The 26,310-nt window shown below is 59.9% G+C and carries 20 protein-coding genes; 12 read left to right on the top strand and 8 right to left on the bottom strand.

Annotated elements, in window-relative coordinates; genetic code table 11:
• Window positions 1–108 precede the first annotated feature (108 nt).
• Window positions 109–1,413 carry a methionine adenosyltransferase gene (metK, locus tag FMF02_RS12155; protein ID WP_141413332.1) on the bottom strand — a complete coding sequence of 435 codons (1,305 nt, stop codon included), beginning with the start codon at window positions 1,411–1,413 and terminating at the stop codon, window positions 109–111.
• A gap of 592 nt (window positions 1,414–2,005) precedes the next feature.
• Between metK and FMF02_RS12150 the strand changes: the two genes are divergently transcribed.
• From FMF02_RS12150 to FMF02_RS12135, 4 genes are all read left to right on the top strand, one after another.
• The gene (locus FMF02_RS12150) at window positions 2,006–2,539 is read left to right on the top strand and encodes a gamma carbonic anhydrase family protein (protein WP_141413331.1); all 534 of its coding nucleotides are present in this window, start codon (window positions 2,006–2,008) and stop codon (window positions 2,537–2,539) included.
• Between the two features lie 14 nt (window positions 2,540–2,553).
• Window positions 2,554–3,930 (top strand): sensor histidine kinase, encoded by a 1,377-nt coding sequence (locus FMF02_RS12145; RefSeq protein ID WP_141413330.1) that lies wholly within the window; start codon window positions 2,554–2,556, stop codon window positions 3,928–3,930.
• Window positions 3,927–4,694 (top strand): LytR/AlgR family response regulator transcription factor, encoded by a 768-nt coding sequence (locus tag FMF02_RS12140; protein ID WP_141413329.1) that lies wholly within the window; start codon window positions 3,927–3,929, stop codon window positions 4,692–4,694. The genes FMF02_RS12145 and FMF02_RS12140 overlap by 4 nt, the downstream gene beginning before the upstream one ends.
• A 653-nt stretch (window positions 4,695–5,347) precedes the next feature.
• Window positions 5,348–8,368 carry an outer membrane beta-barrel protein gene (locus tag FMF02_RS12135; RefSeq protein WP_141413328.1) on the top strand — a complete coding sequence of 1,007 codons (3,021 nt, stop codon included), beginning with the start codon at window positions 5,348–5,350 and terminating at the stop codon, window positions 8,366–8,368.
• 89 nt (window positions 8,369–8,457) lie between these two features.
• Here the strand turns inward: FMF02_RS12135 and FMF02_RS12130 are convergent, their stop codons facing one another.
• The 6 genes from FMF02_RS12130 to FMF02_RS12105 all read right to left on the bottom strand — a co-directional run bounded on the left by FMF02_RS12130 (window position 8,458) and on the right by FMF02_RS12105 (window position 15,657).
• Window positions 8,458–9,669: an ABC transporter permease gene (locus FMF02_RS12130; RefSeq protein WP_141413327.1), complete on the bottom strand. Its 1,212-nt coding sequence runs from the start codon at window positions 9,667–9,669 to the stop codon at window positions 8,458–8,460.
• 2 nt (window positions 9,670–9,671) lie between these two features.
• Window positions 9,672–10,850, bottom strand: coding sequence for an ABC transporter permease (locus tag FMF02_RS12125; protein WP_141413326.1), 1,179 nt, complete (start codon window positions 10,848–10,850; stop codon window positions 9,672–9,674).
• 12 nt (window positions 10,851–10,862) lie between these two features.
• Window positions 10,863–11,849, bottom strand: a complete 987-nt coding sequence (locus FMF02_RS12120) for an HlyD family secretion protein (protein ID WP_141413325.1) — start codon at window positions 11,847–11,849, stop codon at window positions 10,863–10,865.
• A gap of 16 nt (window positions 11,850–11,865) precedes the next feature.
• Window positions 11,866–13,308 carry a TolC family protein gene (locus tag FMF02_RS12115; RefSeq protein WP_229090214.1) on the bottom strand — a complete coding sequence of 481 codons (1,443 nt, stop codon included), beginning with the start codon at window positions 13,306–13,308 and terminating at the stop codon, window positions 11,866–11,868.
• Window positions 13,309–13,411: 103 nt separating this feature from the next.
• Window positions 13,412–14,497: a dihydrofolate reductase family protein gene (locus tag FMF02_RS12110; protein WP_141413324.1), complete on the bottom strand. Its 1,086-nt coding sequence runs from the start codon at window positions 14,495–14,497 to the stop codon at window positions 13,412–13,414.
• On the bottom strand, window positions 14,494–15,657 hold the full coding sequence (locus tag FMF02_RS12105; RefSeq protein WP_141413323.1) for a metallophosphoesterase: 1,164 nt from the start codon (window positions 15,655–15,657) through the stop codon (window positions 14,494–14,496). The genes FMF02_RS12110 and FMF02_RS12105 overlap by 4 nt, the downstream gene beginning before the upstream one ends.
• Window positions 15,658–15,837: 180 nt before the next feature.
• Here FMF02_RS12105 and FMF02_RS12100 point away from each other — a divergent pair, with 180 nt between their 5' ends.
• From FMF02_RS12100 to FMF02_RS12090, 3 genes are all read left to right on the top strand, one after another.
• Window positions 15,838–17,184 (top strand): DcaP family trimeric outer membrane transporter, encoded by a 1,347-nt coding sequence (locus FMF02_RS12100; protein WP_026074713.1) that lies wholly within the window; start codon window positions 15,838–15,840, stop codon window positions 17,182–17,184.
• 461 nt (window positions 17,185–17,645) lie between these two features.
• Window positions 17,646–17,963 carry a DUF4491 family protein gene (locus FMF02_RS12095; protein WP_026074714.1) on the top strand — a complete coding sequence of 106 codons (318 nt, stop codon included), beginning with the start codon at window positions 17,646–17,648 and terminating at the stop codon, window positions 17,961–17,963.
• Entirely contained in the window at window positions 17,960–19,060 is a 1,101-nt protein-coding gene (locus tag FMF02_RS12090; RefSeq protein WP_179952764.1) for a CapA family protein, read from the top strand. Before FMF02_RS12095 ends, FMF02_RS12090 begins: the two co-directional genes overlap by 4 nt.
• A gap of 55 nt (window positions 19,061–19,115) precedes the next feature.
• On the opposite strand, the gene rbr is transcribed toward FMF02_RS12090, so the two are convergent.
• Window positions 19,116–19,691: a rubrerythrin gene (gene rbr / locus FMF02_RS12085; RefSeq protein ID WP_019129500.1), complete on the bottom strand. Its 576-nt coding sequence runs from the start codon at window positions 19,689–19,691 to the stop codon at window positions 19,116–19,118.
• Between the two features lie 655 nt (window positions 19,692–20,346).
• Between rbr and ettA the strand changes: the two genes are divergently transcribed.
• From ettA to FMF02_RS12060, 5 genes are all read left to right on the top strand, one after another.
• Complete coding sequence (ettA, locus tag FMF02_RS12080; protein ID WP_141413322.1) at window positions 20,347–22,020, top strand: energy-dependent translational throttle protein EttA; 1,674 nt, start codon at window positions 20,347–20,349, stop codon at window positions 22,018–22,020.
• Between the two features lie 52 nt (window positions 22,021–22,072).
• Window positions 22,073–22,600: a hypothetical protein gene (locus tag FMF02_RS12075; RefSeq protein ID WP_141413321.1), complete on the top strand. Its 528-nt coding sequence runs from the start codon at window positions 22,073–22,075 to the stop codon at window positions 22,598–22,600.
• Between the two features lie 2 nt (window positions 22,601–22,602).
• A complete protein-coding gene (hisS, locus tag FMF02_RS12070; protein ID WP_141413320.1) occupies window positions 22,603–23,943 on the top strand; it encodes a histidine--tRNA ligase in 1,341 nt (446 codons plus the stop codon).
• Between the two features lie 86 nt (window positions 23,944–24,029).
• Window positions 24,030–25,619, top strand: a complete 1,590-nt coding sequence (locus FMF02_RS12065; RefSeq protein WP_141413319.1) for a S41 family peptidase — start codon at window positions 24,030–24,032, stop codon at window positions 25,617–25,619.
• Between the two features lie 143 nt (window positions 25,620–25,762).
• Window positions 25,763–26,092 carry a DUF3276 family protein gene (locus FMF02_RS12060; protein ID WP_141413318.1) on the top strand — a complete coding sequence of 110 codons (330 nt, stop codon included), beginning with the start codon at window positions 25,763–25,765 and terminating at the stop codon, window positions 26,090–26,092.
• Window positions 26,093–26,310: the final 218 nt, after the last annotated feature.

Below are 26,310 nucleotides of genomic sequence, written 5' to 3'. Positions count from 1 at the left end.
GTTTTCATGCTACTCTGCAAGGTTTGTCGGAATCATTCGTACGAAATGGAAAACGGGACGACGGCCGCAAAGCCATCGTCCCGTTTTTACGCCTTCTGCGGCGCAGGGTCAAAGTCCGAACTCCTTGCGGATCAGTTCTACGGCGTCGAGTTTCTCCCAGCCGAAATACTCGATCTCCCGTTCGACTTCGTGTCCGTCGCGCCAAAGCTTTTCGGTGCGGGTATACGGACGATTGCCGAAGTGGCCGTAGGAGGCCGTCGCCTCGAAGATCGGGTTCGTCAGGCCGAACCGTTTGACGATCGCCGCCGGACGCAGGTCGAACAACCGCTCGATGCGGCGTGCGATCTCGCCGTCGGTCATGCCGTCGATCGCTGCGGGACGCTTCGACCGGTAGGTGTCGACATAGACCGACAACGGCCGGGCAATGCCGATCGCGTACGAAAGTTCGACGAGTACCTCGTCGGCTATGCCCGCAGCCACCATGTTTTTGGCGATGTGGCGGGCGGCGTAGGCTGCCGAACGGTCCACTTTCGAGGAGTCCTTGCCCGAGAAGGCACCGCCGCCGTGGGCACCGCGGCCGCCGTAGGTGTCGACGATGATCTTCCGTCCCGTGAGGCCCGTGTCGCCATGGGGGCCGCCGATGACGAATTTGCCCGTAGGGTTCACATGCAGGATGTAGTCGTCGCCGATGAGCGACGCCAGTTTGTCGCCGGCGCGTTCGAGACGTGCCTTGACGCGCGGAATGAGAATCGTGCGCACGTCCTCGCGGATGCGCTCCTGCATCCGCCGCTCGGCCTCCTTTTCGTCGATGCCGTTGCCGGCGGCGATGAAGTCGTCGTGCTGTGTCGAGACGACGATCGTATGTACGCGCAGGGGACGGCCCGTCGCTTCGTCGTATTCGATCGTCACCTGCGATTTTGAGTCGGGGCGCAGATAGGTCATCGTTTCGCCTTCGCGGCGAATGACGGCCAGCTCCTTGAGGATGACGTGCGAGAGGATGAGCGTCGCGGGCATGTACTCGCGCGTCTCGTTGCAGGCGTAACCGAACATGATGCCCTGGTCGCCCGCGCCCTGCTCCTCTTCGGCGGCGCGTACGACGCCCTGGTTGATGTCGGGCGACTGTTCGTGGATGGCCGAGAGCACGCCGCACGAATTGCCGTCGAACTGGTATTCGCTGCGGGTGTAGCCGATGCGGTTGATGACCCGGCGCGCCACGCCCTGTACGTCGACGTAGGCTTCCGAGCGCACTTCGCCCGCCACGACGACGAGTCCCGTCGTGCAGAGCGTTTCGCAGGCGACCTTGGCGCTTGCGTCGTGACGCAGGAATTCGTCCAGGATGGCGTCCGAAATCTGATCCGAGATTTTGTCGGGGTGTCCTTCCGACACCGATTCCGACGTGAATAGATAACCCATTTTCAATACAATTTAACGTGTGAGTCCGGCAAGATTTGTCAATTGTCGAGGGCCTCGACGCGGGACTTGCCGGACTCACTCCGTGGCCTGTCACATGCAGGCCGGTCCTTCGATCGGACAACCCTTTCGAGTCTTCCGTTGTGGGCGGAAGATCGTTCGCTGAGTTAAACGTATCGAAACGGGAAAAATTGGCTGTTGGGAATAAAAAACGAAGCTGTTTTAGCGATTTTTTATTGTGGTTTGCAATCAGTCAAATCTTTCCACATTCCATCGCCGCGCTCCCTTGCGGAATTGCGACGCGCAAAGATAGGAAAAGTCGGGCGCAAAAGCAAATTTATTCGCATTTTGCGTAAGGGTGTCCCTGCTTCGTGTACCCCCCCCCTTCCCATGCGGCGGACTGCGATCCGCTGCGGCTCGTGCTGTGTCTGCCGCCGGCGGCGAACCGCGCGGAGCTGCGTGACGGATTCAGGCCGAAAGTTTTTTCACCGCTTCGCCGCCCGAAGAGTTGGAATTCTCGTGCGGAGTTCCTATTTTTGCAAGATAGAGGGTGCGGGGCGTTTCCGCATCCGCAGTACGAAAAGGAGGAATCGATATGGCATATATAAAAGAGGTACGGGGGCATACGCCTCGTGTGGGCGAAGGGACGTTCGTGGCCGAAACGGCCGTGCTGATCGGCGACGTGACCGTCGGCCGCGACAGTTCGATCTGGTTCAACACCGTCCTGCGCGGCGACGTCAATTCGATCACCGTCGGCGACCGGACCAACATCCAGGACGGGACGGTGATCCATACGCTCTACGACGGCGCGCCCCACCCTTCGCAGACGCATATCGGCAACGACGTGTCGATCGGTCACAACGCCACGATCCACGGTGCGATCATCGAGGACAACTGCTTGATCGGCATGGGGGCCACGGTGCTCGACAACGCCGTCGTGGCGTCGGGCTGCATCGTGGCCGCAGGCGCGCTGGTGTTGTCGGGCGCGAAACTCGAACCCGATTCGGTCTATGCCGGCGTCCCGGCCCGCAAGGTCAAGGAGATTACGCCCGAACAACGCGAAGAGATCATCCTGCGCATCGCCCGCGACTACCGTATGTACGCCTCGTGGTACGAGGAGGGCAAATAGCTGTCCGATAGCGAATGTCCCGACCGTCGAAATACAGCGGAATCGTCGTCAACCTGTTGATCGCCGTGGCCATTTCACTGGTGGTCAATTTCTCCTACGTGCTGTTGCTCGTGGTCGAAAAGAGCGACGATCGGCATCCGCCTTTCAGCCGGGAGCTGCGGACGGATCGGGAGATTGTCCGCGTCGAAGGCGACGTGTGGATTTCGCCCGACGGGCACGGCTATCTGCTTTACGTTTCGCCGGAGAGGCTTTCGGACGGCGATGCCGCCGCTACGGGACTCGCGGAGGTCGCACCGGCGCGCGACAGCGTCTATATCCCCCGCAATTCGGCGCGCTTCCTGCGGTTGCGGTCGGGCGACCATCTGTTGGCCGACGCGCTCGAATCGCACCGTTCGGGCGGACGGCTCGTGCTGGGACAAGTGCTGGAACGCAACGGCGAGCCGTTCGATTACGGAGTGATCTTCGAACGTCCGCAGGAGGGGGTGATCTTCGCGTTGCAGCTCTTCTATTTCTTCGTGCTGGCTTTCCTGCTGCTTTCGCTCCTGCGGCTGGGCGACCGCGTGCGGCCGATGTCGGGATTTTTCAAACGCGGTCTGCTGTGTGCGGGGCTTGCCGTCGGGCTCTATTTCATCGCCCCTGTCGTGCGTTGGCGGACGCACGAGCTGACGATATTGGCGCTCAGCGGCAGCTGGCTCGACTATAACCTGATCATGAAGTGTTCGTTCACGCTGGTCGTCGTACTCCTGTACGGGCAGATCAGCCGGTTGCTTCGTCAGCGTCAGGCGATGGAGGTCGAGAACGAACAACTCAAAAGCGAGAACCTCACGACGCGCTACAACATGCTGGTGAGCCAGATCAACCCCCACTTCTTCTTCAATTCGCTCAATTCGCTGGCGATGCTCGTGCGCGAGGGCGACGAACAGAAGGCACTCACCTACATCGACCAGCTCTCCTTCTCGTTTCGCTATATCATCCGCAACGGCCAGAACATGCTGACGACGCTCGCGGAGGAGTTGCGTTTCGCCGAAGCCTACGGATACCTGTTCAAGATACGCTATGCCGACAAGCTCTTTTTCGATGTCGATGTCGCCCCGAAATACTTGGATTACCGACTGCCCGTGCTGACGTTGCAGGAGCTGCTGTCGAATGCCGTCAAGCACAACGCCATAACCAAACGCCGCCCGCTGCGTGTTTCGATCCGCGTCGAAAACGGCCAGCTGGTCGTGTCGAATCCCCTCTTGCCGAAGCTCGACGCCGAACCTTGTACGGGAATCGGCCTGCACAACCTCGACAGCCGTTGGCAGCTCATCACGGGCCACGGCATCCGCATCGACCGCAGCGAGGAGATCTTCTCGGTCTGCATGTCGCTTCTGAAACCCCGCACGAAATGAAAGCCGTAATCATCGAGGACGAAACCGCCGCTGCGGTCAACTTGCAGTCGATCCTGCACCGTGTGGCGCCGGCCGTGGAGATCACGGCGGTGCTCGAAGGGGTCGAGGAGAGCGTCGAGTGGTTCGGGACGCATCCGCAGCCCGATCTTGTGCTTATGGATATTCATCTGGCCGACGGCGAGGCGTTTCGGATTTTCGAACGGGTTTCGCTCACGGCTCCCGTCATTTTCACGACCGCCTACGACCGCTATGCGCTCGAAGCCTTCAAGGTCGACAGCATCGACTACCTGCTCAAACCGATCAAGGAGGAAGAGGTGCGCCGTGCGCTGGAGAAGTTGCGGCGGCTTTCGGGATTGGAACGCAGCCGTTACAGCGAGCGGGTCGAACGGCTGGCGGAGCGTGCCAACGAGCGACAGCAGGTTTTCCTGGTGCGCGTGCGCGACAAGTTCATTCCTCTGCAACGCGAGCGGATCGCCTATTGTTACACGAGCGACGAGCGGGTGACGGCCTGTACGCTCGACGGTGAGAAGTATCCGCTCGACAAGCCGCTCGAAACGTTGCAGACGTTGTTGCCGGCGAGCGATTTCTTCCGTGCCAACCGCCAGTTCATCGTCGCGCGGCAGGCCGTCGCCGAGATCGCGGTCTGGTTCGGCAGCCGGCTGGCGTTGCGTCTGAGCGTCGAAACACCCGAACGGATCGTCATCTCCAAGGCCCGGGTTCCCGAATTCAAGCGTTGGCTTACGTCGGTTCACCCTGCCGATTAGTCGGTTCACCCGCCGATTTTGCCCGTTGACCCCGCTTTCGGCACCGGAAAGCCGTTCGGGGCGTTATCTTTGTTTCGTATAAATCCGACGATGAGATCGATTGCCGACATAGCGTTTCGGGGACTGATGCCGTCTCTTGCGGCCGGAGGGGCCTCCTGTCCGATGGACGGAAGGAGATGCCGCTGCGGCGGAGTTGCGGCCGGACGGGCTCGTCGGAAGGAAACGATTCGGATGAAGCGCAGGGCCGCCGACGTACGTCGTAGAAGGTTGGAAAAAGTGGCTGTCGCCGAGAGGTCGGCTATGAAGCGTGTGTTAAACGACGTACACCGTCAACAATGGGAGAAGCAGCGGTCGGCGGACCCTGTGCATCATCTTCGCCGCGGCGTGCGGCGCAACGGACGGGGCGCATCCGGCGTCCTACCGTCGTTCGATAAACCACTTCACATTTTAATAGGGCTTCAGAATTGATTTGGTGAAAGGGGTGTCAAGTCTCTTGACACCCTGTTTTTTGGAAGGCCGGTCCGTGTGTTTCGGACGCCGGAGCGGACAAATATAGATGGGGTATTCGCGGCGGTTTGCCGGATTTTGGCTATCTTCGCGAAGATTTGCCGATCGGCGATCGGAACGATCCCGGGAGAAAGATAAAAGAGAAGATGAGACGAACGATTTTACTGTTTGTGACATTGTTCACCGCGATGGAAATTTATGCCCAGTCGGGTAGCGTGGCGGCGACCGTGATCGACGCCTCGACGCGCGAGGGCGTGCCGGGTGCCGTCGTGGAGTTTGCGCCGGCGGATCCTGCGGCGCAGAAACGTTACTTCACGACTGGGTACAAGGGGCGCGTCGAGGCGACGGTTCCCTACGGCACCTACAAGGTTTCCGTTTCGTTTCTGGGCTACGAAACGCTTGAAAAGGAGCTGAAACTGTCGGTCGCCAAAAAGTCGCTCGGCACGCTCGAGCTGGCGCCTTCGTCGACCGAGATCGAGGCCGTGGTCAAGGAGGTGAAGTCGATGCGTACGTCGCAGAAGGGCGATACGGTGAGCTACAATGCCGGAGCCTTCAAGGTGACGGCCGACGCCGATGTCGAAGGGCTGCTCAAGAAGATGCCCGGCATCACCATTACCGACGGCGAGGTCGAGGCACAGGGCGAGACCGTGAAGAAGGTCTTCGTCGACGGCAAGGAGTTCTTCGGCGAGGACGTAACTTCGGCGATCAAGTCGCTGCCCGCACAGGCGGTCGACAAGGTCGAGGTCTACGACAAGTTGAGCGATGCGGCCGAATTTTCGGGTATGGACGACGGCGAGGGGTACAAGGCGATCAATATCGTCACGAAACCCAACATGCGTCAGGGCCAGTTCGGCAAGCTCTATGCCGGTTACGGCTACCAGCCCGAAACCGAAGGAACGACGTCGAACCACAAGTACAACGTGGGCGGCAACGTCAATCTGTTCCACGGGTCGAGCCGCGTGTCGGTGATCGGGTTGTTCAACAACGTCAACCAGCAGAATTTTTCGTTCGAGGACATTCTGGGCGTGTCGGGAGGTTCGGGCGGCCGCGGCGGCGTGGGGGCGCTGATGGTGCGGCCTCAGAGCGGCGTGGCGTCGGTCAACTCGTTCGGCGTCAACTACTCCGACAGTTGGGGAAAGACCGGCCGGCAGGACAAGGTGACGTTGCAGGCCAGTTATTTCTTCAACCGTACGACGACCAAGAACTACTCGACGATAGACAAGTGGTACGAAACTCCGTCGCCGATCGATACGCTGCATACGGACGGCTATTCGAACAATACGAACGGCAACCACCGCCTCAATGCCCGTCTCGAATGGCGTATTTCGGAGAACCAGTCACTCATGTCGCGCACGGGGCTCAGTTTCCAGAGCTACGATCCTTACAGCACGACTTATGGCCACCAGTGGGGAGAGAGCGGTCTGCGCGTGGTGGACAATTTCAGCGACGGCGACCGCACGGGAGTCAATCTGAACCAGTACCTCTCCTATCGCACGAAGCTGGGCAAGGACGGCCGCACGCTGACGCTCGACGGCAGCGTGCGCTATCGGAACAACAGAGGAGATACGGACAGCTATTCGAACCAGGCGCGGGGTATCGATCCCGATCTGATCGTCGTTCCTACGGATACCCTGCTGCTGCGCTACCAGCGTGCGCATTCGCCGTCGTTCAGCTACAACCTGCGCGGCGACGTGACCTATACCGAACCGGTTTCGCAGTATGCGCAGCTGAGCCTGCAATACCGTGTGGCCTATAACTATCAGGAGAGCGACAAGAAGGTCTACGTGACGCCGGACGACCGGTTCGAAACGGCTGGCGTCGAACCCGATCCGAGCCTGTCGCAATCGTCCAACACGGGCTATCTGACGCATCGCATCGGGCCGGGTTTCCGTATCGTGAAGGGCAAGAACCGTTTCGTGGCCAATGTCTCCTACCAGCGCGCCCAGCTGACGGGCGAGGTGCTCTCGGCGACGAAGGTCATGGGGGCGGGCGACGATGCGAAGACGTCGCACGGATTCAACAACCTGACCTATTTCCTGATGGGACAGCTCAACATCAACAAGGAGAATTCGATCCGGCTGTTCATCAACTCCTCGACCGACAATCCCGGTATCGGCGAGTTGCAGAACGTCTACGATATCTCCAATGCGCAGAGCATCTCGAAAGGTAACCCCCATCTGCGTCCCTCCTACTCGAACAACGTGCGGTTCCATTACGTGAACTCCAACGTCGAGAAGGGACGTACGTTCATGTGGATGTTCTCGATGCAGAATACGTCGAACTACATCACGTCGAGCATGGCCTACGACGTGGAGGTGGAGGTTCCGACCGGCGAAGTCGACGGCGGCGGCGATCCCGTGACCGAAACCTACAATCCGCACACCTATTCCACCTATACCAACATGGACGGCTATTGGAACCTGCGCACGCATCTGAGCTACGGATTGCCCGTCTCGTTCCTGAAAAGCAACCTCAATGTGATGGCGGGCGTCAACTACACGCTTACGCCGACGCTGGTGGCGCGCAAGGCGACCGACGGAAGCGTCTATCTGAACAACGGCGAAATCGTCGGCGGCGAGCGCAACGACGCCAGCCGTCTGAGCTACGATTTCCGCGCCGTGCTGGGCAGCAACATCTCCGAGAACGTCGATTTCACCCTTTCGTGGCACGGTGCCTACAACATCGCGAAAAACTCGTTGGTCGTCAATGATTCCGATAACAAGAACCGCTATTTCAACCATGTGGCGACCGCGGCGATGAAGTTCGTCTTCCTGAAAAGCTTCACCTTCACGGGGAATGTTTCCTACCAGCAGAATATCGGCTTCACGAACGATTACGACAACTCCTACGTGCTGTGCAACGTCTATCTGGGCAAGAAGGTCTTCCGCAACCGTCGGGGCGAGGTGATGTTCGGCGTCAACGACCTGTTCGACCAGAATACGGCCTTCTCGCGCACGACCGGTTCGGGATATACCCAGAATTCGATCAACAGCGTGATCGGACGCTACTATACCGTGCAGTTCGTCTACAACCTGCGCAATTTCGGCAAGCGCGGTTCCAAGGACATCAAGGATTACGACGGCATGGGGGCGCTGGGCGGAAACCGCAGGGGTGTCGGCCGTCCGCCTATGGGGCCTCCTCCGGGCGGCAGAGGCCCGATGTTTTGATCCGGAACGTCGGTTGAAAAGTTCGCTCCCGAACACGGAAACCCCTGCTGCGGTTCGCGGCAGGGGTTCGTCGATTTTTCGGCGAGGTTTTATTGCCCGCCTTCGTCCTGCTTCTGGCGTGTCAGGATCACGTGGATGCCGATGCAGGCCAACCCTCCGTAGACGAAGACCTGCGCCCACAGAATCCTCAGTTCGGGCATCACGTCCCGCAGCGAAGCGCCCATCGTCCGGATCCGGATGAAGGCGTTGACGCCGCTGCTGCTCGGGAAGACCTGCCCCAGCGTGTAGAGCCATTCGGGGATGGCTTCGCGCGGGAACGAAGCGCCGCTGAGCAGCAGGATGGGAATCGATGTCCAGAAAAGCAGCAGCAGCGACTGTTCGCGGTAGCGGAACAGCGTCGAAATGGCGATACCCAGCATGATGCAGGCCAGCAGATAGGGCACGAGCAGTCCGACGACGGCCTCCGTCGAGCCGTTGGAGGGATAGTGGAACAGTTTGTAATACACCGTCATGATGTAGAGCAGCGTGACGGCGTAGATCGAGATGTAGACCAACGCCTTTCCCAGCACGATCGGAAGCGTGTACATGCGCTTGCAGTTGGCGGGGATCAGTTTCCGGTAGAGTCCGAATTCGCGCCATGTGCCGCCGATCATGCCGATGCCGATCAGGAGCGTCTGCTGGATGATGACGATGATGATCGCGGGCATGATGAACGATCCGTAGCCCAGATAGGGAATGAAAAGGTTGTGCGACTGGTAGATGACCGGCTGCGTCGCGGCCGTCGCCTGCGGGATGTCGGCGCCTTTGGCGATGAGCCGCTGGAACTGTACCATGGCCCCCGTCTGTCCGATGCCCGTCACGAGCTCTTGGAACACCTGACGGTACATGAGGAAGTAGCTGGCGTCGACATAGAGCGATACGGCGGCCGACGAACCGCCCAGCAGTTGCTTCTCGTAGTCCTGCGGAATGTAGACCACGCCGTAGATCTTGCGAGCGAAGAAGAGCTCTTCGGCCTCCTCCATGCCGCTCGGCTCGTAGGCCACGTAGGTATTGGGGCCGGCGTCGAAGGTGCGGATCAGTTCGCGGCTCGACGGGGTCTGGCTCTCGTCGATCACGCCGATCGGGACGTTGCGCAGCACTTCGGGAGCATAGGCCGACGCATAGAGCGTCGAGTAGATGAAGATGGCCAGCACCATGACCAGCAGTACGCCGCCGTCGGTGAAGACCGCCTTGTATTCGTTGCGGATGACCGAAGCCAGTTCGGTTCGGTAGGCTTGCAGTATCTCTTTGATTCGTCCCATCGTTACATCCTCCCCCAGTATTTTTCATCGGAACAGATCTTGCGCAGGCGCGGCAGGCAGAGCATCGGCAGTACGATGAAGAGTGCGATATACCCCATGTCCCACAGCGAATCGACGACCGGTGCACCGCGAAGCGCCTGATCGATGAAGATGTCGGTATAGAACGTAAAGGGGAAGATCTTGCTGAACGCCTGCACCCACGGGTACATCGCCATCATCGGAAAGGTAAGTCCCGAAAAGGTGAAGGCCAGCACCGAATAACCGCCGCCGATCGAGAGCGACAGGCGCAGGTTGCTCAGCAGCGTGACGATCAGTACGCCGATGGCCATGTAGGCCAGCACGAACAGCATGCAGCCGAAGAGCAGGGCCGTGAGGCTGCCGTTGAGCGGTACCCCTACGATTTTGAACAGGATCAGGAACATCGTCAGCGTCATGAGCAGCATCATGACTACGAGCGGCAGCATCTTTCCGACAAGCGCTGCAAAGACCGACCCGCCCGCCGTGTCGAGCCACTCGCGCGCCGTGCCCGCTTTGAGTTCGGTACCGATGGCGAAGATCGTGACGAGCATGGCGAAGATCATCAGCATCATGGGCATGAAGCTCGGCGAGAGGTAATAGCTGTAATTGATGTAGGGATTGAACAGTACGTGCTTGACGAAACGCACGGGCATGATCTGCGCCATCGCCTGTTTCTCGGTCAACCCCTGCTTCATGAGCAGTTGCAGCTGCACGCCTGCCTGAAAGGTCGTGACGGCCGTTTGCAGGTCTTTCGACAGCAGTCCGTTGACGGTGATGTTCGTGCCGCTCACCGAACATTCGATATGGGTCTGGCTGTTGCTGAGGATGTTCTTCTCGAAAAACGCCGGAATGTGGACGATGGCCGAGATACGTCCTTCGCGCATGAGCCGCTGGGCCTCCTCCATGCTCTGCACCTCGTAGGAGACCATCGCCGTCGGCGTGTCGTCGATCATCTGCGTCACCTTGCGCGACAGCGTCGTGTGGTCTTCGTCGAGTACGGCGATCGGGATGTTGCGCGCCACGCCCCGCTCGAAGATGACGGCGAAGAAGGCGAACGACACGACGGGAAGCACCACCATCAGCACCCAGTACATGGGCTGACGGACGATGCGCCGCAGTTCGCGCCGCACGACCTGATCGGTTTCTTTGAAGTAGTTGCGCATGGCTCCGATCGGCTACTCGATTGCGTCCCAGTCGACCAGAACGCTCATGCCGGGGCGCATCCCCTCTTCGGCGCCCAGCGGCTTGGCCTTGACGGCGAAGGTACGGATGTCGAATCCGCCCTGCGTGCGCGTCGCGGCCCATGTGGCGAAATCGGCCTGCGGAGCGATGTAGGTGATGTGGAAGTCGACATCGCGGTCGAGTGCGGGCACATAGCCGCGCAGGCGCTTGCCCATTCGGATCTTTGGCATCAGCGTCTCCTTGATGTTGAACGTCACCCACATGTCGCTCATGTCGAGGATGGCGACCACGGGATAACCGCTGCCCACCAGCTCGCCCTGCTCGGCGATGATCGTCGAGATTTCGCCCGTAACGGGCGAATAGACCATCGCGTCGCTCAGGTAGCTCTCCACCTCCGATACGACGCCTGCGGCCTGCCGCACCTGTGCCGCGGCGGCGGCTTTCTCCTCCTTCGAGGCGCCGTCGACCGCCAGGTCGTACTGCGCCTTGGCGGCCGAGGCGGTCGCGGTCATGGCGTTGTACTGCGCCTGCGCCTCGTCGAATTTCTGCGCCGGCACGACCCCTTGTTCGTAGAGCGCTTTCACGCGGTCGAAGGTCTTTTGGGCCAGTTCGCGTCCGGCCTGCGCCTGCTGCCACATGTTGAGCGCCGCTTCGATCTGCTGCACGCGGGCGCCGGAGAGCACTTTCTGGTCGATTGCCGACGCTGCGCTCCGCACCGCTTCGGCCTGTTGCAGTTTGGCGTCCAGTTCGGGCGTGGAGAGCGTGTATAACAGTTCGCCACGCTCGACGCGCTGCCCCTCCTCGACCTTCATGTCGACGATGCGGCCGGCGATTTTCGACGAAGCCTTGTAGGTCGTACATTCCGTCGTGCCTTGAAGGAGGATCGGCGTCCTGGCCTTCAAATAACGGCTCACCAATAGGACTGCCGCGATGATGACGACGACGGCGACGAGGACAGCGATGATGTTTTTCTTCTTCATATCTCTTTCGTTTTTACTATTTCTCGAATGTGATGCGGCGGGCGTCCTGCCGGCGCATGTAGGCGGTGAATTCGTCGCTGATGCCGGCGGCTTCGAGCAGTTGCGCCAACGACACGTCGTAGCGATAGGCGGCTTCGATGCGCTCGGTCTTTACCTTGGCCAGATTCAGTTCGGCGTCGATCAGGTCGGTCGACGAACTCATCCCTTCCAGAAACGCCGCGTTCTTGGTTTTGAGATACTCCTCGGCGAAGGCGAGCGAAGCCTCGATCGAGGCCATCTGCGTGCGGTAGTTCTCCATCTGGTTGTAGAGCTTCTCGACGAGCACCGAAATGTCGTTTCCGGCTTTGTCCTGCAACGCTTCGACACGCCGTACGGTCTGTTTGGCCGCCGAATATTTGTATTCGCGGTTCAGGCCGTCGAAGAGCTTGAAGTTCACGCCGACGCCGACCGCCCAGCGCGGCAGCACCTTGGATACCTGATAGTCGTAAAACGACATGCCGCCCATGGCCACCACCTGCGGCAGGAACGACGAACGCTGCGCGCGTACCCCTTCGTAGGCCAACCGGCGTTTCTGGTCGACCTGATCGAGCAGCGGGTTGCGTTCGGCGGCCAGTGTCCGGAAATGGTCGAGCGGTTCGATGCGTTCGAGTATGAACATCGCCGTGACGGGCTGGTAGTCGTCTGTCTGGCCTATGGTGCTGTTCAGCGCGGCGGCGATCGTCTCGACCTGCGACTGCGCGTTTTGCAGGTCGCGTTCGGCCTCCGACATCTTGAATTCGACGTAGAGCTTTTCGCTGCGAGAGATCATGCCCTGTGCTTCGAGAGCTGCGGCGTCTTCGAGGTGCTTGCGCACGCCGTCCACCACCTGCTGCCGTACGACGACGACCTGCCGCGCGAGCGCCAGCCCGTAGTAGCGTTCGACGAGTTCCGATACCAGTGCATTGCGCTGCTGGATTCCCTGCGATCGGGCCGTCTGTTCGTTGATCCGCGCCGCACGGTTGGCGGCGTTGATCTTGCCGCCCATCCACAGCGGAACCGTCACGTCGCCGCCGACGAATCCCAGGCTGCGGTCTTGCAGCGGCAGTGCCCAGCTGGCCGCCATCGCTCCGCTCAACATTTGCGAAATGGAGGGGATGTAGTCCGACGGGATCATGCCGCTTTGGAGAATCTGTCCCGCGAGATTCTGCACCGGCGTCTTCATATTGTTGAGATCGATTTCGATGTCCTTACCCAGATAGGCGTAACTGCCCGTGATGCCGATCTGCGGCATACGCAGACCGATGGCAGCGCGGCGCTCCTGTTGTGCGGCGCGGCGGTTGAACTCGGCGGCCCGAATGGCCGGATTGTCCGAAAGCGTCATTTCGAGTGCCTCTTCCAGCGACAGCGTCCGCCCCTGTTCCTGTGCGGGGAGCTGCATGACGGCCGTCAGGGCGAGCATAACCAGCGTGACTTTTTTCATATCTTTTATACTTATGATGTTGCGAAGATAGAGATTATCCGCTTCAAATGTGTTTTTGTAAGGACAAAAAGGACATTTTTAGTCCGTTTAGTCCACTTTTTCTCTATTCGTGGAGACCGAGGTGGCCGTTGATCGCGCGTACTTCGCCTGCCAACTGCGGATAGACGCGCACCTCGACGCCGCCCTTGCGCAGCCGCACCGCTCCTTCGCAGCATACGAAGCACGACGGTTCGTATAGAGCAAAAACCGTGCGCGAGAAGCCGTGGCGCAGAATCAGTTCCGAACAACTCTCCGGTTCGCTGCTGCGCGTCGAGCACGGCTCCATCGAGGAGTAGATACTCGCGCCGTGCAGATCGGCTCCGGCGGCCGTCGCTTTGAGGATCGCCTCCTGTTCGGCGTGGTGCGTGGGAGATGTTTCATGGGTATACCCCGTGAAACGGTCGCCCGAACGGGTCACGATGACCGCCCCCACGCGGTAGGAGGTGGCGCAGGGCGTACAGCGGCGGCTCAGGGCGATGGCCTGCCGCAGGTAATGCAGATCCTCCTCCGTGCGGTCGGGATGCAGCGTGTAGGTCGTCACCTCCATTCCTTCCAGCCGTCGGCGCTGCTGCGGGAAGCGTGCCGGATCGAAAGGCGGTTCGAAACGGGGGGCGTGCGGGTCGCCGACGCGGACGGCGGGATTGACGGCCATGCGGAGCGTGTCGACGAGCCCCTCCGCAAAAAAAAGGCCGAGTGTGCGCGGGCCTCCCTCGACGAGCAGCCGTTCGAAGCCCCGCTTTTCCAGTTCGGTGAGGATCCTCGCCGCCGAAAGGTCGGGGATACGGACGATTTCGGCCGCTGTTTCGAGCGGCGATGCGGCAGCGTTGTCGGTGAAGACGATCCGTGCACCCGAGCCTGCGGTGAAGAAGTTCGACGCGGGGGCGAGTCGCAGCGAACGGCTCAGCGTGACCTTCGCGGGGTCGGCCGGCCGGTTTGCCGCAAGGCGCTCCCGGCGGAGCGCTTCGTCGCGCACGGTGAGCGACGGGTCGTCGCGGCGCACGGTCTCCGCCCCCACGAGGATCGCGTCGGCCCACGCCCGCAGGCGCATCACCTCGCGCCAGTCGGCGGGCGTCGAGAGAATCAGTCGCCGGGGCGACCGATCGTCCATATAGCCGTCGCCCGACAGGGCGACCGAAGCGTACACGTTCATCGTCGTAATTCGAACAGGGTTATTTCGGGATTCGCACCGATCCGCATGGGAAATCCTACATATCCTATGCCGTCGTTGACATAGAGCGTCCTCCCCTGCTTCTCGTAGGGGCCGCTCCAATGGCGGTACATCAGTTGCGCGGGCGAGAAGGCGCGGCCGAAGAGCCGTATTTTGCACTGCATGCTGTGAACGTGCCCCGAAAGGGTCAGGTCGCCGTAGCCCGCATCGAGAATCTGTTCCCAGAGTTGCGGAATGTGCGCCGCCGTGATGTTGTAGAGGTCTTGCGGCACGTCGCGGTAGGTCGTGCCGAAATCGTAGCCGGGCAGCGTGCGATCGTGGCGCTGGCGGGCCAGCGAGCGGTCGTAGGAGATACCCGACAGGGAGATCGAATCGTCGCCGCGCCGCAGGTAGACCGTTTCGTTGTCGAGTACGCGCCACCCCATCGCCCGCTGGCGTTCGACGAGCGCGGCGATGTTGGTCGCCGGCGGCAGGGAGAGCGTATCGCGGACGTAGTTGCCCGTATCGTGGTTGCCCGTGATCGAGAAGGTTCCGTAACGGCTGCGGATGCCGCCCAACAGACGCATGGCCGTCGAATCGAGTTCCGTGTAGCGGATGTTGACCAGATCGCCGCAGAAGATCACCAGATCGGGCCGCAGAGCGTTGAGCGAGTCGACCAGCGCCCTCATCTCGCGGTCGGGGTCGACGAGCGTCCCGATGTGCAGGTCGGTGAATTGTGCGATGCGCAGCCCGTCGAACGCCTCCGGCAGCCGGTCGCTGCGGAGCGTGACGCGGTGTACGGCCAGCGTGCGGCGGCCCGACACGGCACCGTGAATCAGTACACCCGCCATACCGAGCGCGGCGATCGGTGCGAGGATGCGCGTCGCGCGGCCTTTGCCGAATGCGCGCACGATGTAGTAGGCCATGCGCGGCAGCGTGAGTAGCAGATAGGCGAAAAAAATCCACATGGCTGCCGTCACCACGCCGCCGGTGTTGTCCTTCATCAGCCAGAAGAGGACGATCCCGGCAAGCGGCAGCAGATCGCCCGCCGCGACGAGCGTCAGGAGCAGGTTCCGGTAGCGGTACGCTTTGCGGTGGCGGCGGAAATGCCAACCGTCGGCGGCGAGCGGCAACAGAATCAGGAAAAGCGGCATCCACATCATAGCTGATAGATTATGAAGACGTTGCAAATATACGAAAAGGGACGGAATATCCGACCGCGTCGATTCAAGAATCGGGTCAAATTCTTTGGCATATATCTTGCTTTCGGTAGCAGCGAATATTAACTGGCTGTTATCCAACATTAATAAACGGTTTTAAATCAAAAACACACACAAAAGCTTATGAAGACAGTTCGACTTTTCATCGTTGCGTTGTTCCTGACTGTTGCGGCTTCGGCGCAGCCTAACGCATCCTCCGCCCGGGACGGAAGTTCGCCTACGGTTTACATGATCTCGGTTCAGGAGACCGATACGCTCATTCCCTGCGAGTGGCGAGCTCGTGCGGCCCGTAACCGGATGGCGATGATGGACGCCGTCGACGATTACAACCAAACGCACCGCACCGGTTTCCAGCAGCCCGGGCGGCCGCAGTTCCTCTTCGCGCACAAACAGAACAAGTATTCGCTGGCGCTCGGAGGGTTCATCGCCCTGCGTACCAGTTACGACTTCGACGGAACGCCGTCGGCCACCGATTTCATCCCTTCGTCGATTCCGGTTCCGGGCGATTACGCTTCGCGGCAGCGGCTGTCGATGGATGCCTCTACCTCGCGCATCTATCTTAAAGGTATCGCCAACACCCGTGCGCTGGGCCGTGTCGTAGTCTATGTCTCCACCGACTTTCGCGGCGGTGCGCAGGGCAGCTATACGCCGCGCCTGCGCGAAGCCTACGTGTCGTTCAAGGGCTTTACCTTCGGCCGCGACGTGACGACCTTCTGCGATCTCGACGCAGGCCCCACGACGATCGACTTCCAGGGGCCGAACGCCTATAACTTCACCTTCGCCACGATGATCCGCTACGAAGTTCCCTTTGCGAACGATCATCTGAAATTCGGTCTGGCGGCCGAGCTGCCCAGCGTGAGCGGCACGTTCGGCGAGACGTTCGATCCGATTCCGCAGCGCGTGCCCGATTTTCCGGTCTATTTCCAGTATGCCTGGGGGGCCAAACGCGACAGCCATTTCCGCGTGACGGGCGTCGTGCGCGATCTCTATCTGCACAATGCCGCCACGGGGAACAATACCTCCCTGTTGGGTTGGGGCGTGCAGGCGAGCACCTGCATCAATCTGGCCCGCGTGCTGACGATTTACGGTAACGGCGTCTACGGCGAGGGCATTACCAACTACATTCAGGACCTGTCGGGACTGGGCTACGACTTCACCCCCGATCCGCAGGATCCGGCCAAGGTGCAGACCATGCCGATGTGGGGCTGGTACGGCGCGGCGCGCATCAATATCCTGCCGCAGCGTCTTTTCATATCGGGAGGTTATTCCGAAGCGCATATCCAGCAGAAGCACGGCTATTTCTCGGGCGACCAGTATCGTAACGGCCAGTATATCTTCGGAAATATCTTTTATAACTTCACCTCGCGTTGCAGCATCGCCGCCGAATACCTTTACGGCAGCCGCGAAAACAGGGACGGCATGAAGAACCATGCCAACCGCGTGAGCATGCAGGTGCAGTACAATTTCTAAACGACGATTGCCTGCGGTGCGGGTTCCCTCCCTTCGGTGCGCGGGGCCTCTCCGGCAGTCGCGTCGGTATGGCCGGCGATCCTTTTTACGGGATCGCCGGTTTCGTTTCCGCTATTCGACGGTCGGAAGATCGGGTCGGAAACGATACGGATTCCGGCCTTTTTAGCTTCTGGTTCTACTCTCGGCATGCACACTTTGCGGAGGACGAGCCTCCGCTCAGATAGGCTGCGCCTCGGCAAAACCGCGAACAAGTTTGCTTTTGCACTCGGCTTGCACACTTTGCGGAGGACGAGCCTCCGCTCAGATAGGCTGCGCCTCGGCAAAACCGCGAACAAGTTTGCTTTTGCACTCGGCTTGCACACTTTGCGGAGGACGAGCCTCCGCTCAGATAGGCTGCGCCTCGGCAAAACCGCAAACTCCGTTTGCTTTTGCACTCGGCTTGCACTATCTTTGTCGACATGATGGAATTTTTGGAGACATATCATCTCGTGGGAATCGTCGTCGGCGCGGCGACCTTTCTCATTATCGGCGTTTTTCACCCGTTCGTCATCAAGGGCGAGTACTATTTCGGCGTGCGATGCTGGTGGGCTTTCGCCGTGTCGGGCGTCGCGGCGCTCGCGGCGTCGCTGTGGGTAGAAAACCTGATTCTCTCGATCCTGCTGGCCGTGTGGGGTGCATCGTCGTTGTGGGGGATCGGCGAACTGTTCGAGCAGCGCGAACGTGTGGCGAAAGGCTGGTTTCCGAAACGCGAAAAGAAAAACCGACGGGGCGGCCGATGAAGCGGTTGGGTACCTGTGCCGTATTGTTGTCGATGATCGCTGCGGTCGTCGTCAGCGCAGGGTATCTGCGCAGCGTGCGGATGCAGCGTGTCGTTCCGGCGACGGTTCCGCCCGACGAACGCATTTTCCGTGCGCGCCTGCTCTTCGCGGGCGACGTGATGGCCCATCTGCCGCAGTTGACCGCGGCACGGAGGTCCGACGGAACGCACGATTTCTTCGGACAGTTCCGTCTCGTGAAGCCCCGCTTCGATGCGGCCGATCTGGTCGTGGTCAATCTCGAAACTACCCTCTCCGCCGCCGCTCCCCATACGGGTTATCCCTGTTTCCGTACCCCGTCGTCGTTGGCTCGTGCTCTGCGCAGGGCGGGTGTCGACGTAGCCGTCACGGCCAACAACCATTGTTGCGACGGCGGCGCGCGGGGTATCGGCGCGACGCTCGCCGCGCTCGACGATGCGGGTCTGCGCCACACGGGAACGTTCGTCGACTCGTTGCGGCACGGTGCCGACCACCCGCTGCGGCTCGCGGCGAACGGCATCCGCTTCGCACTGTTCAACTATACCTATGGCACCAACGGTCTGCCAGTGCCTACGGGCACGACGGTCAACCGAATCGATACGACGGTCATCGCCCGCGATCTGGCGGCCGTCGACCGCGGTTCGGTCGATTGCGTTATCGCCTTCGTGCATTGGGGCAACGAGTACGAACGCCGGCCTGACAGCGAACAACGGATGCTGGCAGGGTTCCTGCGACGGCACGGCGCGGATCTGGTCGTCGGCAGTCATCCGCACGTCGTGCAGCCCTTCGAGCAGGATTCGACGGGTGCCGTCTTCTACTCGTTGGGAAATTTCGTCTCGAACCAGCGGCGGCGTTACTGCGACGGCGGACTGCTGGCCGAAGTGGAAGTCGTCAAGCGCATTGCGGCGGGCGTGCCGACGATGCACTATGCCGCACAGGCCGTTCCGGTGTGGGTTGCCCTGCCCGACTACCGGATTCTGCCGCCCGAAGTGGCCGATACGCTTGCGATGCCGCCCCACGCACGTGCGGCTTATGACCGGTTCATGCAGGATACTCGCCGGCTGCTCGATGAGCGGAAGTGAAAATAGAAGCGGACTCTCAAAAGAGGGTCCGCTTCTATTTTCACTCTCGGATGGCCTAATAGTTCTCCCGCTTCGGCTCGAAATAGGCCTGAGGATGCTTGCAGGCGGGGCAGATTTTCGGTGCCTCGGTGCCTTTGCAGATGTAACCGCAGTTGCGGCACTGCCACCAGATTTCGTGGTCGCGGATGAAGAAATTACCGTCGGTCAAGCGGCTCAGCAGTTTGAGGTAACGATCCTCGTGCTCGTGCTCGGCGACGATCACCATGCGGAACGTGGCGGCGATTTCGGGGAAGCCCTCCTCGTCGGCGATTCTGGCGAATTCGGGGTACATCTCCGTCCACTCCTCATTCTCGCCCATCGCAGCGGCTTTGAGGTTCTCCTCCGTGGTGCCGATCACGCCGGCCGGGAAACTGGCCGTGATGGAGAGGCAGCCGCCTTCGAGGTACTTGAAAAATTTCTTGGCGTGTTCCTTTTCCTGATCGGCCGTTTCGAGAAAGATGCCGGCGATCTGCTCGTAACCCTCTTTCTTGGCTACGCTTGCGAAATAGGTATACCGGTTGCGCGCCTGCGATTCGCCTGCGAATGCCGTGAGCAGATTTTGCTCGGTCTTGGTTCCTTTGATGCTTTTCATAACTGAATTTATTAATGTGTTAAGTGGTTTCTGTTTTTTCGTTAACAAAGATACGAAAAATTGTCGGATGTTCGGCAGGAATAGCGATTCTTTATTTTTATAGAGGTATAGGATCGGCTTATCTTGCGATCTGCCGACTTGTGTCGGTATATTTATGCCGGTTTTCCGTATCTTAGATTACAGCTTAGATATTTCGTTTCGGCATAATCAAACCTGAATGTTTGCTTCTGCGCCCGACTTTTCGTATCTTTGACTTCGTCGAAGATACTCCCGCTCGGCAATGTTCAAATAAATTTGACATTGCTCTCGCTTATTCGTACTTTGGCTGCGCCGAAGATACTCCGTCTCGGCATAATCAAACATGAATGTTTGCTTCTGCGCTCGACTTTTCGTATCTTTGACTTCGTCTTAGATACTCCCGCTCGGCAATGTTCAAATAAAATTTGACATTGCTCTCGCTTATTCGTATCTTTGTCGTCCCGAACCGTCCGGAATGCCGAAACGGTTCGACATGCAAACGGTTTTCCCGCCGAAACAGGGAATGTCGGAACGGAGTCGGCGTTTGTAAACGCCGTTCATGTGAGGAAGACGGATTCCGTTCCGGCAGGCGAATCGCCTGATTATATTAATTGTTCCGTCTTCCTCGCACGACTCTATGGCAGACGAAAAAATCATCTTTTCCATGGTGGGGGTCTCCAAGACTTTCACCAACCAGAAAAAGGTTCTCAACAACATCTACCTCTCCTTCTTTTACGGAGCCAAGATCGGCATTATCGGTCTGAACGGTTCGGGCAAGTCGACGCTGATGAAGATCATCGCCGGACTGGACAAGAACTTTCAGGGCGAGGTGGTCTTTTCACCCGGCTACACGGTGGGTTATCTGGAACAGGAACCGCAGCTGGACGATTCGAAGACCGTGCGTGAAGTGGTCGAGGAAGGGTGTGCCGCGACCGTGGCGCTGCTCAAAGAGTACGAGCAGATCAACCAGCAATTGTGCGAGCCGATGGACGACGACACGATGGCGCGGCTCATCGAACGGCAGGGCGAGTTGTACGAGCAGATCGACCATGCGAGCGGCTGGGAGTTGGACAGCGTGCTGGAACGTGCGATGGACGCCCTGCGTTGTCCCGATCCCGACCAGTCGGTGAAGGTGCTGTCGGGCGGCGAACGCCGTCGCGTGGCGTTGTGTCGGTTGCTGTTGCAGCAGCCCGACGTACTGTTGCTGGACGAACCGACCAACCACCTCGACGCCGAGTCGATCGATTGGCTGGAACAACATCTGCAACAGTATAAGGGTACGGTGATCGCCGTGACGCACGATCGTTATTTCCTCGACAACGTGGCCGGCTGGATTTTGGAACTGGATCGTGGCGAGGGTATTCCGTGGAAGGGCAACTATTCGGGTTGGCTCGAACAGAAATCCAAGCGGTTGGAGATGGAGGAGAAGCAGGCGTCGAAGCGCCGCAAGACACTCGAACGCGAGTTGGAGTGGGTGCGCATGTCGCCCGCGGGCCGTCACGCCAAGAGCAAGGCGCGTCTGTCGGCCTACGACAAGATGCTCAACGAGGACGCCAAGCAGCAGGAGGAGAAGCTCGAAATTTATATTCCCAACGGCCCGCGTCTGGGCGACGTGGTGATCGAGGCGCACGACGTGAAGAAGGCCTTCGGCGACCGCGTGCTGTACGAGAATCTCAACTTCACGCTGCCGCCCGCGGGCATCGTGGGCGTCATCGGTCCCAACGGTACGGGCAAGACTACCCTCTTCCGTATGATTATGGGGCTGGAGCAGCCCACGGCGGGAACCTTCACCGTGGGGCAGACCGTCAAATTGTCCTACGTCGACCAGCAGCACAAGTCGATCGATCCCGAAAAGACGGTCTACGAGGTGATCTCGCAGAACAGCGAGTGGATTCAGCTGGGCAACCGCCAGGTGCCGGCGCGAGCCTATGTGGCGCGCTTCAACTTTACGGGAGCCGATCAGGAGAAGAAGTGCGGCGTGCTGTCGGGCGGCGAGCGCAATCGCCTGCATCTGGCCCTCGCACTCAAGGAAGGCGGCAACGTGCTGCTGCTCGACGAGCCGACCAACGACATCGATGTCAACACGTTGCGTGCGTTGGAGGAGGGCTTGGAGAATTTCGCCGGCTGTGCCGTCGTCATCTCGCACGACCGTTGGTTTCTGGATCGTATCGCCACGCATATCCTCTCGTTCGAGGGTGACTCGAAGGTGGTCTTCTATCAGGGATCGTACAGCGAGTTCGAGGAGTGGAAGCGTGCGCAGGGCGGCGACACGACGCCCCACCGCGTGAAATACAAGAAATTGATGGAGTAATCCGTCGGCTGTGTCGTGCGTATTGCGAAAATATGCGTTGATGGCTATGGGGATGTTTGCATTTTTATCGTGCGCTCGGGAGAATCCCTGTATCGACGCTTTCTGCTGGGATGTGCAGACGGCTGGCATGGCGCAGGAGGAGTCCGATATAAAGGGCGAGACGGATCTCGATGGGTTCCTTGCCGAGATCGAACGTTTCCCGTGGTACGATCAGGCCGTTCTGGCCGAGCGGAACCCGACGCTGTCGCCAACGGTTTCCGTCACCGATTTGAAAACCGACCGCTCCGTGTTCATTTCGGTGGGGTTGGCCGGCAGCCGGAAGGTCAGCTATTGGGTAGGTTACATCTATCCCGTGCAGAAACGTTTTCTTGGAATCGACCGCCTCTTCCGCCGTGTGGAGATGTACGAAACGGAACGAATGGATCGGATTATTCCGATCGTGAAGGCTTTTTTCGGGCGCGACGATCAGGAGTTGCGTCGGCGGTTGGCGCCTCTGTCTCCGTATCTGCGGGTGAAAGAAAGCGGAGGCTGGTCGGCCTATATGGATAAAAAACAACAGATAGTGAAACAAATAAAGTAATCATGCAGAAACCTTCGATTCCCAAGGGGACGCGCGACTTCTCGCCCGCCGAGATGATGCGCCGCAACTATATTTTCGACTCGATCCGGCAGGTGTTCCGCACCTTCGGTTTCGCGCCGCTCGAAACCCCCGCCATGGAAAACCTCTCCACGCTGCTGGGAAAATACGGCGACGAGGGCGACAAGCTGCTGTTCAAGATTCTCAATTCGGGCGACTATGCGGCGGGACTTGCACCCGACGAACTGCGGCAGGCGTCGAAAATCTGCGAAAAGGGGCTGCGTTACGACCTCACGGTGCCCTTCGCGCGCTACGTCGTGCAGCATCAGGGCGAGATCGTCCTGCCGTTCAAGCGGTATCAGATCCAGCCTGTCTGGCGTGCCGACCGGCCGCAGAAAGGCCGCTACCGCGAATTCTACCAGTGCGACGTCGATGTCGTAGGCTCGCGTTCGCTGCTGAACGAAGTGGAGTTGGTGGAGATCGTCGAGCGCGTTTTCCGCAAGTTGGGCATCGCCGTGACGCTCAGAATGAACAACCGCAAGATTCTCTACGGTATCGCCGAGACGATCGGCCATGCCGACAAGATGATCGACATCACGGTGGCGATCGACAAGCTGGAGAAGATCGGTATCGACAACGTGAAGGCCGAACTGCGCGAACGCGGTATCGACGATGCGGCGATCGACAGACTTCAACCGATACTCGAACTGAGAGGAGACAACCGTCGGAAACTCTCTGCGTTGCGCGATGTATTGAGCGGTTCCGAGACGGGGCTGAAAGGCGTCGAGGAGTTGGAGACGGTTTTCGGTTATGTCGAGCGGCTGGGTATCGCGCTCGCCGTCGAGTTGGATCTGTCGCTGGCGCGGGGTCTGAACTACTATACGGGGGCGATCTTCGAGGTCAAGGCCAACGATTATGCCATCGGCTCGATCTGCGGCGGCGGCCGCTACGACGACCTGACGGGTATTTTCGGTATGCCCGACACTTCGGGCGTGGGCATCTCGTTCGGTGCCGACCGCATCTACGACGTCATGGTCGGGCTGGAACTTTTCCCTGAGGAGGTGAACTTCTCGACGAAGGTGCTCTTCGTCAATCTGGGGGCCGACGAGGAGGCTGCGTCGCTCGGCCTGCTGCGGGCGTTGCGCGATGCCGGCGTCGCCGCCGAGATCTATCCCGAAAAGGGCAAGATGAAGAAGCAGATGGAGTATGCCAACCGCCGTTCGATCCCCTACGTGGCCATCGTCGGCAGCGACGAGTTGGCGCGGCAGACGGTGACGCTCAAAGATATGCGCACCGGCGAACAGCGGCAGGTGCCCTTCGCGGAGCTGGCCGCAAGTTTGCAATAGAACGACCGGATTGCAACGGAGTCGTGCGGCGGAGGCGTTCGGCTCGGCCTCGCGGCTCCGTTGCGTCGTATGAATCAAGGAGAGTTATGAAACGTCTAATTACGTTGATCGTCGGCGTGTTGTGCACGGCTCCGTGGAGCGTGCGCGCCCAGTTCGACGATGCGGCGGCCGCGCAGTTGCAGAAACTCGTGCAGGCCTATCGCTATGTGGATGCCGCCTACGTCGATTCGCTCGATACGGCGCCGCTGGTCGAGGAGGCGATCCGCGGGATGCTCATGCGGCTCGATCCCCATTCAGCCTATCTTTCGGAGGAGGAGATGAAGGGCGTCGACGAGAGCTTCGACGGCAGTTTCGGCGGTATCGGGATCGAATTCAATGTGTTGAACGACACGGTGGTGATCGTCAACACGATCGCCGGAGGCCCTTCGGCGCAGGTGGGACTGCTGCCGGGCGACCGGATCGTGGGGATCGACGGGCAGCGGGCCGTCGGGCTGAGCCGGGCCGAGGTGCCCAAACGATTGCGCGGCCCGTCGGGCACGCAGGTGAGGTTGGAGGTGTCGCGTCATGCCGTGAAGGAGCCGTTGGCGTTTACCGTGACGCGCGGCGATATTCCGCTCCATACGGTCGACGCGGCCTACAAGGTCGATGCGGAGACGGGGTATATCAAGGTGAACCGTTTCGGGCGGACGACGATGCAGGAGTTCGTCGAGGCGTTCAAGGGGATGAAGGGCGTGCGTTCGCTGATCCTCGATCTGCGGGGCAACGGCGGCGGCCTGCTCGATCAGGCGGTCGCGATGGCCAACTTCTTCCTGCCGCGCGGCAGCCGGATCGTCTCGACCGAGGGGCGCGCGGTGCCGCCCCGCGCCTATACGGCGCCGGTCGACGGCGCTTTTCTCCGCGGGCCGGTCGTGGTGCTCATCGACGAGAACTCGGCTTCGGCCAGCGAGATCGTCGCCGGGGCGTTGCAGGACTGGGACCGGGCGGTGGTCGTCGGTCGTCCGAGCTTCGGCAAGGGGTTGGTGCAACGTCAGTTCCGGTTGGGCGACGGCTCGGCGATCCGCGTCACGGTGGCGCGTTATCACACCCCTTCGGGGCGGGTTATTCAGCGACCCTATGAGAAGGGACACCGCGAGGAGTATTATGCCGCGCACCGCGAGCGGCTGACCGGCGTGCAGGCGGACAGCGTAGCGGCCGAAACGCCGCAGTTCGAGACCCTGCGCACGCATCGGCCGGTCTATGGCGGAGGCGGCATCCGTCCCGACGTTCGGGTCGAAGCCGATACCGTCGGGCAGACCGGTTACTGGCTGGCGCTGATGCGTCATGGCGTAGTCAACGAACTGGTGCTGCGCTATCTGGACCGGGAACGGCCGCAGCTGACGGCCCGCTATCCCGATTTCGAACGGTTCGATGCCGGATTCGCCGTATCGCCCGCAATGATGTCCGAACTGGCGGAGATGGCTGCGGCGCAGGGAATCGAACCCGCAGGGGATGAGGCGGCGCAGTCGGACGGGCTCCTGAAATTGCAGATCAAGGCACTGGTCGCCGAGCGGCTTTTCCCGCGCGAAGGCTTCTATCGGGTGATGAATGCGGCCGACGGATCGATGTTCCGGCGCGCGGTCGAACTGCTCGGGGCATGGTCGGAACAGGGAAAACATATCCTTTCGAAAAGAAAATAAGCGAATTTCGGAAGATTCGTTTGGATATTCCGGATATTTTTATTATTTTCGTCTACCGTGCAATACATAACCGCCGGAATTCGATCGGCGCGCATCCGGCGGGCGCGGGTTACGACAGTTGAAACCTAAATAACACCTGGATCATGTTTTCTCGAACGGATATACCGCGGAAAGAGAGTGAAGAGGTCGGCGAACATATTCTGACGAAGGCCGTGAAGGCGGGTCGCCGAACCTATTTTTTCGATGTTCGTGCGACGCGGGGCAATGACTATTACCTGACGATTACCGAAAGTCGGAAGACGACCGTCGCCGATGGTTCGGTCGTTTTCGACCGGCATAAGATTTTTCTTTACAAGGAAGATTTCGCCCGTTTCGACAGAACGTTGCGGGAGGTGCTGGATTTTATCGCTGCGTGTCAAAGGGCGGACGAAGCCTCCGCAAGGCAGAAAACGGAAGTTCCCGTTTCGGAATGAAAAAATGTCGTATATAATACGACATTTTTTTGTGCGACGGGTTCGAACGACCGGTGCGTCGAGGTATGAACACGCTTATCCGCGATTTTACTTCGGAATCCGGTTTCCGGTTGATCGGCGGCATCGCCGGGCGATGCTGCCGTCCCGCACGGCGGACTCCATTCGGCCGGGACTCGCGTCGTTTCGCCGTCGTCGGAGAAGGGCGGAGCGGCCGGCGT

This window comes from Alistipes communis, assembly GCF_006542665.1.
Classification (GTDB): Bacteria; Bacteroidota; Bacteroidia; order Bacteroidales; family Rikenellaceae; genus Alistipes; species Alistipes communis.
Note: the sequence above shows the minus strand (reverse complement) of the source record. Positions and strands in the feature narration are given on the sequence as shown.